This is a genomic window from Lentilitoribacter sp. EG35, from assembly GCF_040784015.1.
Classification (GTDB): domain Bacteria; phylum Pseudomonadota; class Alphaproteobacteria; order Rhizobiales; family Rhizobiaceae; genus Lentilitoribacter.
The window spans coordinates 170,461-186,389 of record NZ_JBFNGQ010000001.1 but is presented as its reverse complement, the minus strand read 5'-3'; the positions used below and the strand labels follow the sequence as shown (position 1 = coordinate 186,389).

Annotated in this window: 15 protein-coding genes; 9 read left to right on the top strand and 6 right to left on the bottom strand. The window is 44.3% G+C overall.

All coding sequences use genetic code 11. From position 1 onward, the window contains the following. Positions 1 to 55: 55 nt before the first annotated feature. From AB2J24_RS00840 to AB2J24_RS00825, 4 genes are all read right to left on the bottom strand, one after another. Positions 56 to 547: an ureidoglycolate lyase gene (locus tag AB2J24_RS00840; protein ID WP_367384090.1), complete on the bottom strand. Its 492-nt coding sequence runs from the start codon at positions 545 to 547 to the stop codon at positions 56 to 58. Continuing rightward, positions 534 to 1,376, bottom strand: a complete 843-nt coding sequence (locus tag AB2J24_RS00835) for a bifunctional allantoicase/(S)-ureidoglycine aminohydrolase (RefSeq protein ID WP_367384089.1) — start codon at positions 1,374 to 1,376, stop codon at positions 534 to 536. Before AB2J24_RS00835 ends, AB2J24_RS00840 begins: the two co-directional genes overlap by 14 nt. Positions 1,377 to 1,384: 8 nt before the next feature. Further along, positions 1,385 to 2,791 carry an allantoinase PuuE gene (puuE, locus tag AB2J24_RS00830; protein ID WP_367384495.1) on the bottom strand — a complete coding sequence of 469 codons (1,407 nt, stop codon included), beginning with the start codon at positions 2,789 to 2,791 and terminating at the stop codon, positions 1,385 to 1,387. Positions 2,792 to 2,900: 109 nt separating this feature from the next. Further along, positions 2,901 to 3,803 carry a LysR family transcriptional regulator gene (locus AB2J24_RS00825; RefSeq protein WP_162652757.1) on the bottom strand — a complete coding sequence of 301 codons (903 nt, stop codon included), beginning with the start codon at positions 3,801 to 3,803 and terminating at the stop codon, positions 2,901 to 2,903. Positions 3,804 to 3,909: 106 nt separating this feature from the next. Between AB2J24_RS00825 and AB2J24_RS00820 the strand changes: the two genes are divergently transcribed. From AB2J24_RS00820 to AB2J24_RS00780, 9 genes are all read left to right on the top strand, one after another. Then, the gene (locus AB2J24_RS00820) at positions 3,910 to 5,145 is read left to right on the top strand and encodes a urate hydroxylase PuuD (protein WP_367384088.1); all 1,236 of its coding nucleotides are present in this window, start codon (positions 3,910 to 3,912) and stop codon (positions 5,143 to 5,145) included. A gap of 26 nt (positions 5,146 to 5,171) precedes the next feature. Next, entirely contained in the window at positions 5,172 to 5,531 is a 360-nt protein-coding gene (gene uraH / locus AB2J24_RS00815; protein ID WP_367384087.1) for a hydroxyisourate hydrolase, read from the top strand. A 3-nt stretch (positions 5,532 to 5,534) separates the two neighbouring features. After that, on the top strand, positions 5,535 to 7,019 hold the full coding sequence (xdhA, locus tag AB2J24_RS00810) for a xanthine dehydrogenase small subunit (RefSeq protein WP_367384086.1): 1,485 nt from the start codon (positions 5,535 to 5,537) through the stop codon (positions 7,017 to 7,019). Further along, positions 7,016 to 9,304 (top strand): xanthine dehydrogenase molybdopterin binding subunit, encoded by a 2,289-nt coding sequence (gene xdhB / locus AB2J24_RS00805; RefSeq protein WP_367384085.1) that lies wholly within the window; start codon positions 7,016 to 7,018, stop codon positions 9,302 to 9,304. The genes xdhA and xdhB overlap by 4 nt, the downstream gene beginning before the upstream one ends. Next, positions 9,297 to 10,154, top strand: a complete 858-nt coding sequence (gene xdhC, locus AB2J24_RS00800; protein ID WP_367384084.1) for a xanthine dehydrogenase accessory protein XdhC — start codon at positions 9,297 to 9,299, stop codon at positions 10,152 to 10,154. The genes xdhB and xdhC overlap by 8 nt, the downstream gene beginning before the upstream one ends. Before the next feature lie 175 nt (positions 10,155 to 10,329). Beyond that, a complete protein-coding gene (locus AB2J24_RS00795) occupies positions 10,330 to 10,914 on the top strand; it encodes a Spy/CpxP family protein refolding chaperone (protein WP_162652763.1) in 585 nt (194 codons plus the stop codon). Between the two features lie 127 nt (positions 10,915 to 11,041). Further along, complete coding sequence (locus AB2J24_RS00790; protein WP_162652764.1) at positions 11,042 to 11,728, top strand: response regulator; 687 nt, start codon at positions 11,042 to 11,044, stop codon at positions 11,726 to 11,728. Positions 11,729 to 11,731: 3 nt separating this feature from the next. Next, complete coding sequence (locus AB2J24_RS00785; protein ID WP_367384083.1) at positions 11,732 to 13,009, top strand: sensor histidine kinase; 1,278 nt, start codon at positions 11,732 to 11,734, stop codon at positions 13,007 to 13,009. 17 nt (positions 13,010 to 13,026) lie between these two features. Beyond that, positions 13,027 to 13,440, top strand: a complete 414-nt coding sequence (locus AB2J24_RS00780) for a rhodanese-like domain-containing protein (RefSeq protein ID WP_367384082.1) — start codon at positions 13,027 to 13,029, stop codon at positions 13,438 to 13,440. Here the strand turns inward: AB2J24_RS00780 and glpD are convergent. Together glpD and AB2J24_RS00770 are read right to left on the bottom strand one after the other, a co-directional pair. Continuing rightward, positions 13,437 to 15,017 (bottom strand): glycerol-3-phosphate dehydrogenase, encoded by a 1,581-nt coding sequence (gene glpD, locus AB2J24_RS00775; RefSeq protein WP_367384081.1) that lies wholly within the window; start codon positions 15,015 to 15,017, stop codon positions 13,437 to 13,439. The genes AB2J24_RS00780 and glpD overlap by 4 nt on opposite strands. Continuing rightward, positions 15,010 to 15,789, bottom strand: a complete 780-nt coding sequence (locus tag AB2J24_RS00770; protein WP_162652768.1) for a DeoR/GlpR family DNA-binding transcription regulator — start codon at positions 15,787 to 15,789, stop codon at positions 15,010 to 15,012. The genes glpD and AB2J24_RS00770 overlap by 8 nt, the downstream gene beginning before the upstream one ends. Positions 15,790 to 15,929 lie beyond the last annotated feature (140 nt).

Below are 15,929 nucleotides of genomic sequence, written 5' to 3'. Positions count from 1 at the left end.
ATTATTATTTATTTCAACCGTTAAAAAAATATACAGAGTATAGAAATGTCCAACATTACCTATTTTTGATCAAATAAGGAGTATCAAAAAAATACTCTTCTAAATTATTCCCTTCGCCAATACGATCAACAATAACGAAGTCACCCTGTTCATCAAGCGGCGTCAAAACAGCATGCCAAGTGTTGCGATGGTAGTTCACGCCCTGACCTTCCTCTGCCATAAAAGCGATTGGGGCATCCGGTGCACCATCTTTGTCAGCAGCTACAATCAAAAGAAATGGTTTTTTATCCAGGGGAATAAACGCCTGGCTACCTAGCGGATGCCGCTCCATCATGTTTAACTCTAAAGGCAAAGTATATGGCCTACCGCGACCTAAACTTATTCCGAGCTTCGCATCGTCACCTAAAATAGAGACTTGAGCTAGATCATGAAAACGATCGCACTTGCCATTGTTAATCGCAAAATCTGGCTTACGATTGAAATCAATCACATCACCATAGGGTGCAAAGGACTTTTCATCTAACGGCTTTATCTTAATGACTTGCATGCTGTACCCAACCAAGCTTCATATGGCGATTTACATCTTTATATAGAAGGTAACGAAAATTACTCGGCCCGCCCGCATAGCACGCCTGTGGGCAAAAAGCGCGCAACCACATGAAATCACCAGCTTCTACTTCGACCCAATCTTGGTTGAGCCGATAAACGGCCTTGCCTTCAAGCACGTACAAACCGTGCTCCATCACGTGTGTCTCAGCAAATGGTATAACGGCACCCGGCGCCAAAGTAACGATAGTAACATGCATATCATGGCGCATATCGTCAGGATCAACAAAGCGCGTTGTTGCCCATTTCCCGTCCGTATCAGGCATAGGGGTCGGCGGCACATCTTTTTCGTTCGTTACAAAAGCGTCAGGCGCATCTATCCCTTCTACTGCCTCATATGATTTACGAACCCAATGAAAACGGACATGCTCATGACCATTGTTCAGAACAGCCCATTTGCAAGCTGGAGGGATAAATGCGTAACCTCCTGATTTCAATTGATGTTGTTCGCCATCAAGCGTAAGCGCCATCTCACCCTCAACGACAAAAAGTACAGCTTCAGCATTCTGATCAAGTTCAGGCTTTTCACTGCCCCCGCCAGGCGCGACTTCAACAATATATTGCGAGAAGGTCTCAGCGAACCCGGACATCGGTCGCGCGATAATCCATGCCCTCGTCTTATCCCAAAACGGCAACTTACTGGTCACAATATCCTGCATGACACCCTTAGGGATAACAGCATAGGCGTCGGTAAAAACAGCACGACCAGTCAACATATCCGTTTGTTTGGAAAGTCCACCTTTAGGGGCGTAGTATGTAGGATTGTTCATCAATTTTCTCAATTATTTGGATCTAACAAATCAGTAATTCGTAAAAGTGCAATGCGCTCCACCTGCCGACACGCCGTCTTAAACTCATCATCGCGTGAGTTATCGATCCGCTTTTTAAAGGCATCCATAATCTGTGATTTCGTAAGGCCCTTGACCGCTATGATGAATGGAAATCCGAATTTTGTTTTGTACGTTTCATTCAACTCGGTGAATATTCGCCGCTCATTATCTGTCAGCGCATCTAAACCGGCACTTGCCTGCTCTAAAGTGGATTCTTTGGTCAAACGTTTCGCAGCAGCAAGCTTTCCAGCCAAATCCGGGTGAGCGGTTAATACACCAAATTTTTCCTCATCACTTGCTGAACGAAATTGAATAGCCATTGCCGCATGGATACCAGTAACAGAATCATGTGCAGGATTTAACTCACTCTCATAGGTACGCTCGGCAACCCACGCAGAATGTTCAAAAACACCACCGAAGTGATCCAAAAACTCCTTCTTATCAATCTTAGATGGATAGATTTTTTGATCAAGCGGCGGATGCTCGACCTTCCAATGTCGGGCGATGTCAATTCTGCGAGCAAACCAGACCTTGTCGTGACTTTTAGCATATTCAAGAAATCTTTCCAACGCAGCAGCACGCCCAGGTCTACCTATCAACCGGCAATGTAAGCCGATGTTCATCATTTTCGGCGCACCCGACTTACCTTCCGCATACAAGGTATCAAATGTATCCTTTAAGTACGTGTAGAACTGATCACCTGAGTTAAATCCTTGCGGGGTGGCAAAACGCATATCATTACAATCTAATGTGTACGGGATGACAAGTTGATCCCGTCCTTCATGAGAATACCAGTATGGCAGATCATCAGCATAGCTATCGGATACATATTCAAAACCGCCCTCTTCAGCGACCAGATCTACTGTATTGACCGAACAGCGCCCCGTATACCAACCTCTTGGTCGTTCGCCCGTTGCGGCTTCGTGCATACGGATAGCTTCATCCATATGAGAATGTTCATCTTCCTTGGCGTAATCTTTATACTCGATCCACTTCAAGCCATGCGAAGCAATTTCCCAATCAGCGTCAAGCATCGATTTAACCTGTTCGGGTGAACGTTGCAGGGCTGTTGCCACACCATAAATCGTTACGGGTACATTATGTGATGTAAACATACGGTGCAGGCGCCAAAAACCAGCTCTTGCCCCATATTCATAAATCGATTCCATATTCCAATGGCGTTGCCCTTCCCAGGCCGCAGCGCCGACTATCTCGGATAGGAAGGCTTCAGATGAAGCATCTCCATGCAGAATATTATTCTCACCACCCTCCTCGTAATTGATCACAAATTGAACGGCAACATGTGCTCCGTCTGGCCAATTCGCCTTTGGTACTTCGCATCCATACCCTTGCATATCACGCGGATATCTTTTCAAGATAAAACCTCCAGAATTTGACCCAATTTAACGTAAATTTTCATTCTAACTATCTTTATATTTTTGAAGAAGATTACAGGATTTCAAACTACCTGATCTGCTTCTTACATTCTTGCGCGATGAAGTTTATAAATAGACGAATTTTCGGATCTTGAAGCTTCTTGTGCGGATAAACGCAAGAGAATGGCAGGCTCGTTGGCGGGTTATTTTTCAAAACCTCGACAAGTTCACCACGGTCAAGATATTCCTGCACTTCGAAAATTGGCTTGTTTACAATCCCACAACCCGCCATCGCCCATGATGTTAAAACATCGCTATCATCACTTTCCAGCGGGCTTTCAAACTCAAATCTACGAACTTCATCCTTAACCTGCAAACTCCAGTAAAACTCCTTCAACCCGGGATAGCGCAAAAGAAGGCATTTATGCTCATGCAAAAACAATTCATTCACACCATCCGGCATACCATGCCTTTTTATGTAATCAGGTGATGCACACAAAATTCGGTCAAAATCGAAAATAGGCAACACACGAAGCTCTGAATCAATGAGATTCCCGAGCACAAAAGCTGCATCAAGACCTTCGTTTGTAATATCAACCTTTCGATCTGATAGGCGCAAACGTACATTTACATCTGGATATTGCTCCTGAAATAAAGGCACCAATGGTGCAATCAACTTCTTTCCCAAACCAAGAGGAGCAGAAATGAAGATCGTCCCTTTTGGCTGCGATGTGATTTCGCTAATACTGCCCTCAACTTCGTTGATGGTATCAAGTATTTTGACTGCCCCTTTATAAAACAACTCCCCTTGTTGGGTGGGCGTCAGGTTTCGCGTTGTTCGATTAAACAAACGTGTACCAAGGTGTTTCTCCAGTTCCGAGATCCGGCTACTTGATACGGCAGGGGAAATACGTAAGTCGCGCCCGGCAGCAGACATGCTACCCAATTCATAGGCACGAACAAATGTTTTGAGATTATTTACATAAGACATATGGTAGAACTAGCATTATCTGTTATTATTTGAAAGTCCTTGTATTTTCTTGTTATTCAATCTGATAACAAAGCCTGCGAAAATGAGGAAAAGAGGAGAGCTTAGTTTGTATGAATTCGCAATTGCACTGGATTGGCTAACATTTGCCGCCAGATGGCTTCATGTTATCACCGCTATCGCTTGGATTGGCTCTTCATTTTACTTTATCGCTTTGGATTTAGGTCTTTTCAAACACGACAACCTGCCTGCTGGAGCCGCTGGCGATGAATGGCAAGTTCATGGCGGCGGCTTTTATCATATCCAGAAATACATGGTCGCGCCTGCAACCATGCCTGAACACCTGACATGGTTTAAATGGGAAGCGTACACCACTTGGCTCTCCGGCTTTGTTCTTATGTGTCTGGTTTATTATACTGGTGCAGAGTTGTTTTTAATTGATCGCGCTGTTCTTGATGTTTCAACACCTGTAGCCATCTTGATTTCAATGGCATCAATCGCCGTTGGTTGGATCATCTACGATCTGCTATGTAAATCACCACTGGGCAATGACAGCACTCGGTTGATGATCCTATTGTACTTTGTACTTGTCGCTATGGCTTGGGGATATACTCAACTCTTCACAGGTCGTGCTGCGCTTCTGCATCTTGGCGCATTTACTGCAACAATCATGTCTGCAAATGTGTTTTTCATCATTATCCCTAATCAGAAAATTGTTGTTGCGGATTTAATAGCAGGCAAAAAGCCCGACCCAGCCCTTGGCCTTCAGGCAAAGCAGCGTTCTACGCATAATAACTATCTCACGCTTCCTGTTATATTTCTCATGCTATCCAATCATGCACCGCTCGCTTTCGCGACAGAATATAACTGGATAATAGCTTCGTTGGTATTCCTAATGGGTGTCACCATCCGTCATTACTTCAACACAAAGCACGCTCGCAAAGGCAACCCGAGCTGGACTTGGCTTGCCACCGCTGTCATTTTCATTATCATCATGTGGCTTTCAACGGTTCCGAAAGTTTTATCTGGTGATGAAGCTACGCTGGGAATAACTGACCATGAAAAGCAGTTTGCAAATGTTGTTGAATTTGAACAAGCGCGAGATACCGTGCTAACGAGATGCTCGATGTGTCATGCGCAAGAACCCGTTTGGGAGGGCATTTTGAACGCACCTAAAGGCGTTTTGCTCGAAACAGACGCCCAAATAGCTAGGCATGCAAAAAGCATATACCTGCAAGCTGCTAGAAGTCATGCGATGCCGCCGGCAAATATCACTGCAATGGAAGACCATGAACGCAAACTTCTCACAGAATGGTACATTGCAGCAATGGGCAATAAATCCTGATCGGTTCAAAATTTGGAGATGATAATATGAGCGCTGAACAAAATACTGGTCGATTAACAACGCATGTACTCGACACAGCCTCCGGCAATCCTGCGGCATCATTGGTGATTAAGCTTAGCAAAATTGATGGCACAGATCGCACAGAAATCAAAACCGTGACAACCAACAGCGATGGACGCTGCAATGCACCCCTTCTTGAGGGAGGAGCTATGCAAACCGGAGTTTATGAGTTGGAATTCGACGTAGGTGGTTATTTTGGCAGCACTCAATCAAATGCATTTTTGACGACTGTGCCCGTACGTTTTGGAATTTCAGACGTAAATTCACACTATCATGTACCCTTGCTGGTTTCTCCATTTGGTTATTCGACTTATAAAGGAAGCTAACACTTGCCCAAAACACGCAATCACATCAATTTTCTGCTCAACGACAAATCAGTTCGATTAACTGACATTCCAGCATCTGCAACCTTGCTCGATTATTTACGGTTGGAACAGCGCCTTCGAGGCACAAAAGAAGGATGCGCAGAAGGTGATTGTGGGGCATGTACAGTTTTAGTTGGCCGAATTTCAAACGACAGACTTATTTATGAAACAGTAAACTCTTGTATCCGTTTTTTGGGCTCACTTGATGGATGCCATATTGTTACGATCGAACATCTGAAAAAGTCAGATGGGTCATTACATCCGGTACAACAGGCGATGGTTGATCATCACGGAAGTCAATGTGGTTTCTGCACACCTGGCATTGTTATGTCGCTTTACGCTCTGTGGATGGAGAATCCCACCCCTAGAAATCAAGATATAGAAATTGCTCTGCAGGGGAATTTATGTCGCTGCACAGGATATGAGCCAATCATTCACGCTGCGCAAGCTATTTCATCCATAGACACCCCGGAAAATGACCCGCTTAAAACAGAACGAGATGAAATTAAAAACCAACTGAAATCATTCAATGATAGTGCACGAGTAGACATCAAATTCGAAGAAGAACATTTTATTGTACCTGCTTCACTTGATGACTTTGCAGACGCGCGGGTAAAATATCCCAACTCGACCATAGTTGCTGGCTCCACCGATGTTGGTCTTTGGGTTACGAAAAATATGCGACCTATAACACCAGCCATATTCATATCCAATCTCGATGAATTGCAGGAGATCAACGTCTCCGCGAGCCAAATTTCCATCGGCGCCGGCGTCACCTACAATGACATGCAGGATGTAGTTGAAAAACACATTCCCCAACTCAAAGGATTCTGGAACCGCATTGGCGGAATGCAAGTACGCAATATGGGTACTGTTGGCGGCAACATTGCAAATGGTTCGCCTATTGGCGATACACCTCCAGCACTCATTGCATTAGGAGCAGAACTGCGGCTGCGATGCGGAGGAAAACAAAGAAGTCTACCAATCGAAAGTTTCTTCATCGACTATGGAAAACAAGACCGCAAAACAGGCGATTTTCTGGAACAAATAAATATCCCGATTCCTGACCCAAGTGATTTTTTCGCTGTTTACAAAATCTCAAAACGTCGAGATGAGGATATTTCAGCTCTCTGCGGCGCGTTCAAAGTGCGAATTTCCAATGGCATGATAAGCGATGCAAAGATTGCATTCGGAGGGATGGCCGCGACACCAAAACGCGCAACAAATGTGGAAAAAAAACTCATAGGAAAATCTTGGTCTATGGATACAATATCCACTTCCATGGCATTTTTTGAAGAAGATTATGCCCCACTATCCGATTGGCGCGCATCATCTGACTACCGGATGCTTGTGGCTAAAAATCTACTACTGCGCTTCTTTAAAGAAATGACATCAGAAGGCGAACAACACCAACTTACTCGTGAAGCAGTTCTGGAGGGTTTGGTATGAAAAAATCAAACCACGATTCAGCCCATAAACATGTAACAGGTGAAGCAATATACATTGATGATATGGTTGAACCAACTGGACTGGTGCATGCATATCTCGGACTATCTGAAATTGCCCACGGTAAGATTATAGAGATGGACTTGTCTGCGGTAGAATCCGCAACTGGCGTTATTGGAGTGCTAACAAAAGACAGTGTACCGGGCTCTAACGATATAAGCCCAACAGGCAAAAATGATGATCCAATCTTTGCTCAAGATATCAATTTTTATGGTCAACCGATATTTGCCGTCGTAGCTAAAACACGTGCTCAGGCAAGATATGCAGCAACTTTGGCGAAGATTGAATATGAACAACTCCCTCATCTAACCGATGTTTTGGAAGCGCGAAAGCAAAGTTACCCGCATGTGACAGAACCACTTACACTTAAACGAGGCGATGCTCCAACAACCCTTGAACAGGCACCCAAGCGTATTCAGGGGTCCATGCGTATTGGAGGGCAAGATCATTTCTACCTCGAAAGCCATATTGCCATGGCAATCCCCGGTGAAGATGATGATGTTTTAGTGTACTCTTCAACCCAGCATCCGAGCGAAGTCCAGCACATGGTCTCGCACGCATTAAATGTTCCTTCCAATGCCGTGAACGTAAAAATACGCCGTATGGGTGGCGGTTTTGGTGGCAAAGAAACGCAATCGAACCTTTTTGCAGCAGTCGCAGCAATCGCTGCCAAAAAATTTAATAAGGCTGTGAAAATCCGCCCCGATAGGGATGATGATATGGTTGCAACGGGCAAACGGCACGATTTTGTCATTGATTATGATGTTGGCTTTGATGAAGATGGGAAGATAGAAGCCGTACATGCAAATTATGCAGCTCGATGCGGCAATTCCGCAGATCTTTCTGGCCCCGTGACTGATCGAGCATTATTTCATGCAGACAACTGCTATTACTTTCCTAACGTACTTCTTCAATCTGAACCTTTAAAAACCAATACCGTATCAAACACCGCCTTTAGAGGTTTTGGCGGTCCGCAAGGCATGGTCGGTGGCGAACGCATAATCGAGGAGATTGCCTACGCACTTGGGCGTGATCCGCTTGAAATTCGCAAAGCAAATTTTTACGGTACCATTGATCGAAATATCACGCCTTATCATCAGACAGTCGATGATAACATTATCGCCAAACTGGTCGATCAGCTAGAACAATCCAGCAACTACCAAAACCGTCGAGATGCAGTTTTGGAATTTAATAATAAGAAGGGCATAATCCGAAAAGGGATTGCTCTCACGCCCGTTAAATTTGGCATATCCTTCACCGCCACTTGGTACAACCAAGCAGGTGCGCTAGTACATATCTACACCGATGGTTCGATCCACCTCAATCATGGTGGAACAGAAATGGGCCAAGGATTAAATACCAAAGTTGCACAGGTACTGGCAGATGAATTCCAAGTAGATCTTGATCAAATCAAAATTACAGCAACGGACACAGAAAAAGTTCCAAATACGTCGGCAACAGCAGCATCTTCAGGCTCCGACCTCAATGGAATGGCCGCAGCAAATGCAGCTGAACAAATCAAAGAACGATTGGTCACGTTTGCCTGCAAGGAACACAAAGTAGAAAAAGACGATGTATCCTTCGCACTAAATACCGTCAATATAGGTGATAAAAGCTTCACTTTTAAAGAATTCATACATCAAGCATATATGGCGCGCGTTCAACTTTCAGCTGCCGGGTTTTATAAAACGCCAGACATTCACTGGGATAGAGCATCAGGTAAAGGTCGACCGTTCTATTACTATGCTTATGGCGCGTCGGTATCAGAAGTCAGCATCGACACATTAACGGGCGAGTATCAGGTGGACCGAACCGACATTCTTCATGATGTCGGCAACTCATTAAATTCGGAAATTGACAAGGGACAAATTGAAGGTGGGTTTGTGCAGGGGCAAGGCTGGCTGACAACAGAAGAATTATGGTGGGATAAAGAAGGTCGACTTCGTACACATGCACCCTCGACCTACAAAATCCCCCTCGCCTCTGATCGCCCTCGTATATTCAACGTAGAACTCGCTGACTGGTCCGAAAATCGGGAAATGACAATCAAAAAATCAAAAGCGGTTGGTGAACCACCTTTCATGCTTGCAATATCAGTGCTGGAGGCACTCTCTTTGGCGATTGCTTCCGAGAATGATTACAAAAACTGTCCTCGGTTGGATGCACCCGCAACGCCTGAACGTGTACTCATGACACTGGAGCGTTTGAGGGGCGAGCGCAATGCGTAAGACACGACCAGCATTTCAAAATTTTATTGAAAATCACACCAACATTGCGATGATCACAGTTGATCAGATTCACGGTTCAACGCCACGTGATCAAGGCACATGGATGCTTGTTAGCGATACACAAATTTATGGCACGATCGGTGGCGGGCAACTGGAAAACATAGCGATCAATCACGCGAGAGATATGCTCTCCGGCGCTAACGATGCTAAAACAGACATGCAGATCCCGTTGGGGCCACACATTGGACAATGCTGCGGCGGTGTGGTGAACCTCAAATTCGAAATTCTTGATGAGGCTGGGCGCCTGAATTGCGAACAAATTTTTATCAAGGAAATCGCTGCACAGCCGAATATCTATATTTTTGGAGCTGGCCACGTTGGTAAAGCCCTAGCAGAATCTGTATCTCTTCTACCATTTAATACAATGCTCATTGACAGTAGAAATGAGGAGTTAGATCAGGTTTCTGAATATATTCAAACTCACCTAACTGCTCTGCCTGAATCCATTGTTCGCGAAGCTAAAGCAAACAGCGTTTTCATTATAATGACGCATGATCATTCTTTAGACTTCCTTATTACTAAAGAAGCCCTCGAACGTGATGATGCAGCATATGTTGGTATGATTGGATCCAAAACAAAACGTGCCACATTCAAAAACTGGCTTAAACGTGAGAGCGGGAGTGAACTTAATCATGACCGATTGGTTTGCCCTATTGGGAATGTAAATGTGTATGACAAGCGGCCAGAAATAATCGCGGCTTTCGTCACCACGCAGGTTCTTGAACAACTGCATAAAATTGATAGAACTCAGGTGCAAAACGAATTGGGAGCCTTGCATACTCAGTTCTAGCTCAGCCTAAACACCGGAAAAATCTGTATATATTCCGACTTTACAAAACTTTACATTCCCAACAAACCACAGAAACATAGCTTTGGTATTTATTTGTCATCGCAAGATTAAGAGACTTACAAAAAACCTCTCTTAGAAAACTTGCTCAACTGCTAACTATCATTAGGAGCACATTATGACAAAGAACAACGAAACGAAAAAATTCAAACTTTCCCGCAATCAAACTATTGCAGCTATTGTTGGTGGTGTTGCAGTAATCGGCTCCGCAGTTGCAGTTCCTGCAATAGCCGAGAGCAACATGGCTCAGCATGCCAAGTTAGCGATGTCTGATGATGGCGACTTCCGTGTTTATAAGGCTGGCTGGGGTGGCCATCGTAAAGGTTCTCACTTTGCTGACATGAGTGAAGCTGAAATTGAAAAGCGCGTGACAAAAATGGTCAAGCATCTATCAATTGAGATCGATGCAAATGAAGACCAAGAAAAATTGATTGTCGCGATCACCACAGCGACTGCAAAAGATCTACAGCCACTCCGCGCTGAATTTAGAGCAGCAGGTGAAGAACTAGCAAATCTTTTAACAGCCGAGACAATTGACCGTCAGGCTATTGAAAACCTTCGCGCTGAACGTTTAGCTGCGACCGATGTCGTTAGCAAAAAGGTTGTTGATGCAGTGGCACAAATCTCCGAAGTTCTAACACCAAAACAGCGCGAAGGCCTTTCAATGCGTCTCGACCAATTCCGTGCAATGCGCGACGACTGATTTCATTCTCCAGTTGAAATCAGATAGTCTCCCAAGACACCTCCAGTGAAGCTCCAAATATTGGGTTTCGTTGGAGGGATATTAATTGTAATACTAACCAAATCAAACGAATGCGCAGTTTAAAATCATGCCTCAGTCTATTCTCATTATTGAAGACGATAATCGCCTAGCAGAAATGGTGCATGATTACCTTGAAAGTAATGGCTATGCTGTGGAAATCGCGCCAAATGGTGTGACTGGTATTTCCAAGCAAAACGATCAGAAATTCGATGCCATTATCTTAGATCTCATGTTGCCAGACATTGATGGACTTGAAATTTGCCGCATTATAAAAAGCAGCTCAGATGTTCCTATTATTATGCTAACCGCGAAAGGTGAGCCAATGGATCGAGTTGTCGGACTGGAACTGGGTGCAGATGATTATATGGGCAAACCGTTTGAACCAAGAGAACTACTTGCCCGATTGAGAGCCATTACACGTCGCGGACGTGCAGCAGCAGAACAGCAGGTTTTATATTTTGGCCGTTTAGAAATCGACCCCAACAGCATGGTTGCAAGGCTAAATGAGAAAGACCTCAATTTAACATCACATCAATTCCAACTTCTCCATATCCTCGCTAAATCGGCAGGTCGAATACTAAGCCGAGACACATTGATGGACCAATTGAAGGGAGAGGATTTCGATATCTTCGACCGTTCTATTGATGTGCATATTTCCCGAATTCGCACGCAAATCGAAGACGATCCCAAGGACCCAAGACGCATTGTCACGGTTCGCGGTGCCGGCTATGTTTTTGCAAACAAGCAGGATTAAAATATGATCCGCAAACGCTTACATCATCAAATATATGCAACAGTCATATCAAGCCTTGTGCTTGTGGTAATTATTTCCGCGATGACGTTCTGGATAGTCGACAAAGACGAATCCGAGCCAGAGCTTCGAAAAACCATCGGCACATTTGTCATGAATGCATTGCCTGACGCATCGAGCTCTGACGATCAACAACAAACTGCATTGCTTGAACTTCTCGATGAGATAGCAATCGACGCAAGTCTTTATAACCAAAATGGCAGGCTAATCGCTTCAAAAGGAAAAATGTTGAAGCTTCCTGAAAACGTGAATGAGTTGGAAGGTTGGAAACGGTTTCGCATTGATAACGGATGGCTCATTGAATTCCGTGACGGACGTTGGCTGATTGTCGGCGAAAAATCAAATCATGGTCCAATGGATGCTATATTATGGCTGCTTCTCCTGCTCAGCTCAGTCGCACTCGGTATTGGCATCGCATCATACCCTTTCGTACGCAAATTAACCCGCAGACTGGAAATACTTCAATCCGGCGTCGAGAAAGTTGGCCTAGGCGACCTGACAGTGAGAGTGGATGTTAAAGGAAGAGATGAAATCGCAAGTCTTGCGCATAGCTTCAATAATTCAACCGAACAAATTGAACGTTTGGTGACATCACACAAAACACTGCTTGCGAACGCCTCTCACGAGTTGCGCACTCCTCTCTCTCGCATACGCTTGGGTTTGGAGATGTACCAAGACACCCATGATGAGAAAAGACTAAAAGCCTTAAAGAGCGACATACTCGAGCTGGATTCACTGATTGAAGAAATCATGCTAATGAGCCGTTTGGATAACAATTCAACAGGTATGACAATAGAAGAAGTCGACCTGAGTGCAATCATCACTGAGGAAGCTGCACACCATTCAGACGTCACTGTCAATGGTACAACGGAAAAGGTACATGGCAACGGGCGTCTACTTCGCCGTGTTATTCAAAACCTTATCGCCAATGCGTTCAAACATGGTGCGCCTCCCGTAGAAATCAAACTGGATCAAAGTGAGGACTTTGTAAGCTTTACAGTTACAGATAGCGGAAACGGAATTTCTCCAGAAGAACACACAAAAATATTTGAACGTTTCTATAGAGGTTCTGATCGTCAAAATGTGGAAGGTTACGGGCTTGGATTACCCTTGGTGAAGCAAATAGTTGATGCACACAATGGGGAAGTTGAAATTATGAATAGCAAGGGCTTTTCAATACAAGTTCGCTTGCCAATTCGGGATACAAACTTCAAAAATCAGTAGTATAATAGGGGTGGAAAATGAGCAAGTTGAAAGTCAGTTCTGCGGAACTGGTCGCTCAAGCGAGAGCACGGATAACTGAAATCGAAACTCAAGATGCAATTGAGATGACATGTGACCCTGATGTCGTGATTATAGACATACGGGATATACGTGAACGAAAACGAGTTGGTTATATCCCAAATAGCATACATTGCCCCAGAGGTATGATCGAATTTTGGGTCGACCCCGAAAGCCCTTACTTCAAGGAAATCTTCGCAGAAGACAAAGAATTTGTTTTCCATTGCGCATCCGGCTGGCGCTCAGCACTAACAGTGGCAACACTGAGGGATATGGGATTTGAAGCATCTCATATCAAAGATGGCTTTTCATCATGGGTAAAGGCCAATGGACCTGTCGAATTTCCAGCTGATACAAAACCTACAACGAGCTAACTCAACTTTTGAGTTATGTACTTCTCCAACTTTTCGTGCTTTCCAGTATCAAAACGCAAACCCATTTTAGAGCGACGCCAGAGAAAATCTTGCGCATTGTGAACCCATTCGTTCTTGATCGCCCAATCTATCTCTCGAGAATAAATACCATGACCAAAATCAACGCCCATATCTTCAATAGATGATACTTCGCCAAATATGTTTGCCGTCTGCGTGCCGTACTGCCGGATAAGCCTTCTAATGGTAAAGCCGTTTAAAAATGGCAGCTGGCCCGCAAGTTCATTTTGCAAATTTGCGACCTGATCAACCGGAAAATCCCCACCTGGCAAACTAACACCAGCAGTCCAAGGGGCAGTCTGCTTATCCAAAACATCATCGATTTTCTCAAGGGAACTTTCTGCTAGTTTTCTATAGGTCGTGATTTTCCCGCCAAAAACATTCAAAACAGGTGCACCAGCTGTATCATTGATCTTTAACACATAATCTCGTGTCGCTGCCGATGCAGATGACGCACCATCATCGTAAAGTGGACGAACACCTGAATAGCTCCAGACGACGTCATCCCGAGTGAGATTTTTCTTAAAATAATTGTTCACGAAACTAATCATATAGTCAGCTTCCTCATCAGAACATTCAGGTTTGATGGATGGATCTAAATGTTCAGCATCAGTGGTACCTATAAGTGTGTAATCTTCTTCATAAGGGATCGCAAACATGATACGACCATCTTCACCTTGAAAAAAGTAGCACTTATCGTGGTCATACAATTTTTTGGTAATGATGTGGCTGCCACGAACAAGACGGACACCCTCATTGGTTTTAAGACGAACCGTGTCTTGAATAATATTGCCGACCCAGGGACCGCCGGCATTCACAATCATTTTTGCGTAATGCACTGCCGCATTGTCATTCGCATCAAGCGTATGAATTTCCCAAATACCATCTTCTTGTTTTGCGGACACAACCTTGGTTCGGTCCAGAATAGTTGCACCCCTGTTCTGGGCATCTATGGCATTGAGCAGCGTTAGACGCGAATCCTCCACCCAGCAGTCGGAATATTCATAGGCGTTCTTATACTTATCCAATAAAGGTTCACCCTCGACCGAAGATGTCAGATCAATTGAGCTTGTCGCCGGGAGAATTTTTCTACCACCAAGATGATCATATAAGAACAGACCAAATCTTATGAGCCACTTTGGTCGGCTGCCCTTCATCCATGGCATAAAGGTTGAAAGTAATTTCGACGTGGGAGTGCTATTTTCAAACCGCATTTCAGGATAAACCGGAAGCACGAAACGTTTAGGCCAACTGATGTGTGGCATGGCAGAAAGCAATACTTCCCGCTCTATGAGCGCTTCGCGTACGAGACGAAATTTGAAATATTCAAGATAACGCAATCCACCGTGAAAAAGCTTGGTCGAAGCCGATGACGTTGCAGATGCGAAATCATTCATTTCCGCAAGAGCTACGCGATAACCGCGCCCTGCAGCATCCCGCGCAATACCGCAGCCATTTATCCCTCCACCAATAACAAATACATCATATACTTCATTCTCGTGATCTGCTGAGTTACTCATTATTCATTTCCGTCATAATAATTTTCGTGTTTGACTTGACTGCAATTTCTTGAAAGCTGGATGGTGGAGCGGTGTCGGTGACAATGATATCCAGTTGAGAAATATCGCAAATTCTGTGCGGGGCCGAGACTTCAAATTTTGAACCGCCACAAACCAATATTTTAGTACGTGCATTGGCGATAATCGCGCGAGCCACAGCAACCTCTCGCTGATCAAAATCCAAGACAGAACCATCGTGATCTAATGAAGAGGCACCGATGATCGCATAATCTACTTTGTAGTTACGAATGGCATCGACAGCATCAGCCCCGACAATGGCTCCATCAGATAATCGAACTTCGCCACCGATAATAGATAGAGATTTCAATCTCGCATTGCGTAGAATATGAACAACATTAATATTGTTTGTAATGACCGTCAGATCCTTATGAAGTTGCAAGGCATCTGCGACTTGTTCTGTTGTTGTCCCAATATTGATAGCAACCGAACTTCCGTTAGGAATTAACTTCGAAGCGGCGTTGGCGATGCTCGACTTTGATGCTTTAGCTGCTAATCGCCGTTCTTCGTATGTTGCCATAGACGTTGATATTGCACGCCTGGCACCACCATGAACGCGGGACGCAAGACCACGATCACACAATTCACTTAAATCTCGGCGTATGGTCTGTGTGGCAACATCAAATGAAGATGCCAACATCTCCACCTCCACGTACCCAGAGTTGTTTAGAATCTCTAGAATTTTCTCTTGGCGAGAATTAAACATATCTTCCATACATTCAAATGAACATTAATTGTTCAATACATTACATATGAAATTGCAAAAGTCTATCAAAAATCGACATTCAGCTGCATATTCGCGCATATGAAATTCAAATGAACATATCTCAAAACTAAATGAATGGCTCTCTCAAC

Excerpts from the sequence above, each read along its gene's own strand:
- AB2J24_RS00825 (WP_162652757.1), bottom strand. The coding sequence starts at position 3,803 with ATGTCTTATGTAAATAATCTCAAAACATTTGTTCGTGCCTATGAATTG.
- AB2J24_RS00785 (WP_367384083.1), top strand. The coding sequence starts at position 11,732 with ATGATCCGCAAACGCTTACATCATCAAATATATGCAACAGTCATATCA.
- uraH (WP_367384087.1), top strand. The coding sequence starts at position 5,172 with ATGAGCGCTGAACAAAATACTGGTCGATTAACAACGCATGTACTCGAC.
- AB2J24_RS00835 (WP_367384089.1), bottom strand. The coding sequence starts at position 1,376 with ATGAACAATCCTACATACTACGCCCCTAAAGGTGGACTTTCCAAACAA.
- AB2J24_RS00840 (WP_367384090.1), bottom strand. The coding sequence starts at position 547 with ATGCAAGTCATTAAGATAAAGCCGTTAGATGAAAAGTCCTTTGCACCC.
- AB2J24_RS00790 (WP_162652764.1), top strand. The coding sequence starts at position 11,042 with ATGCCTCAGTCTATTCTCATTATTGAAGACGATAATCGCCTAGCAGAA.
- glpD (WP_367384081.1), bottom strand. The coding sequence starts at position 15,017 with ATGAGTAACTCAGCAGATCACGAGAATGAAGTATATGATGTATTTGTT.
- AB2J24_RS00770 (WP_162652768.1), bottom strand. The coding sequence starts at position 15,789 with ATGGAAGATATGTTTAATTCTCGCCAAGAGAAAATTCTAGAGATTCTA.
- AB2J24_RS00780 (WP_367384082.1), top strand. The coding sequence starts at position 13,027 with ATGAGCAAGTTGAAAGTCAGTTCTGCGGAACTGGTCGCTCAAGCGAGA.
- xdhC (WP_367384084.1), top strand. The coding sequence starts at position 9,297 with ATGCGTAAGACACGACCAGCATTTCAAAATTTTATTGAAAATCACACC.
- AB2J24_RS00795 (WP_162652763.1), top strand. The coding sequence starts at position 10,330 with ATGACAAAGAACAACGAAACGAAAAAATTCAAACTTTCCCGCAATCAA.
- puuE (WP_367384495.1), bottom strand. The coding sequence starts at position 2,791 with ATGCAAGGGTATGGATGCGAAGTACCAAAGGCGAATTGGCCAGACGGA.
- xdhB (WP_367384085.1), top strand. The coding sequence starts at position 7,016 with ATGAAAAAATCAAACCACGATTCAGCCCATAAACATGTAACAGGTGAA.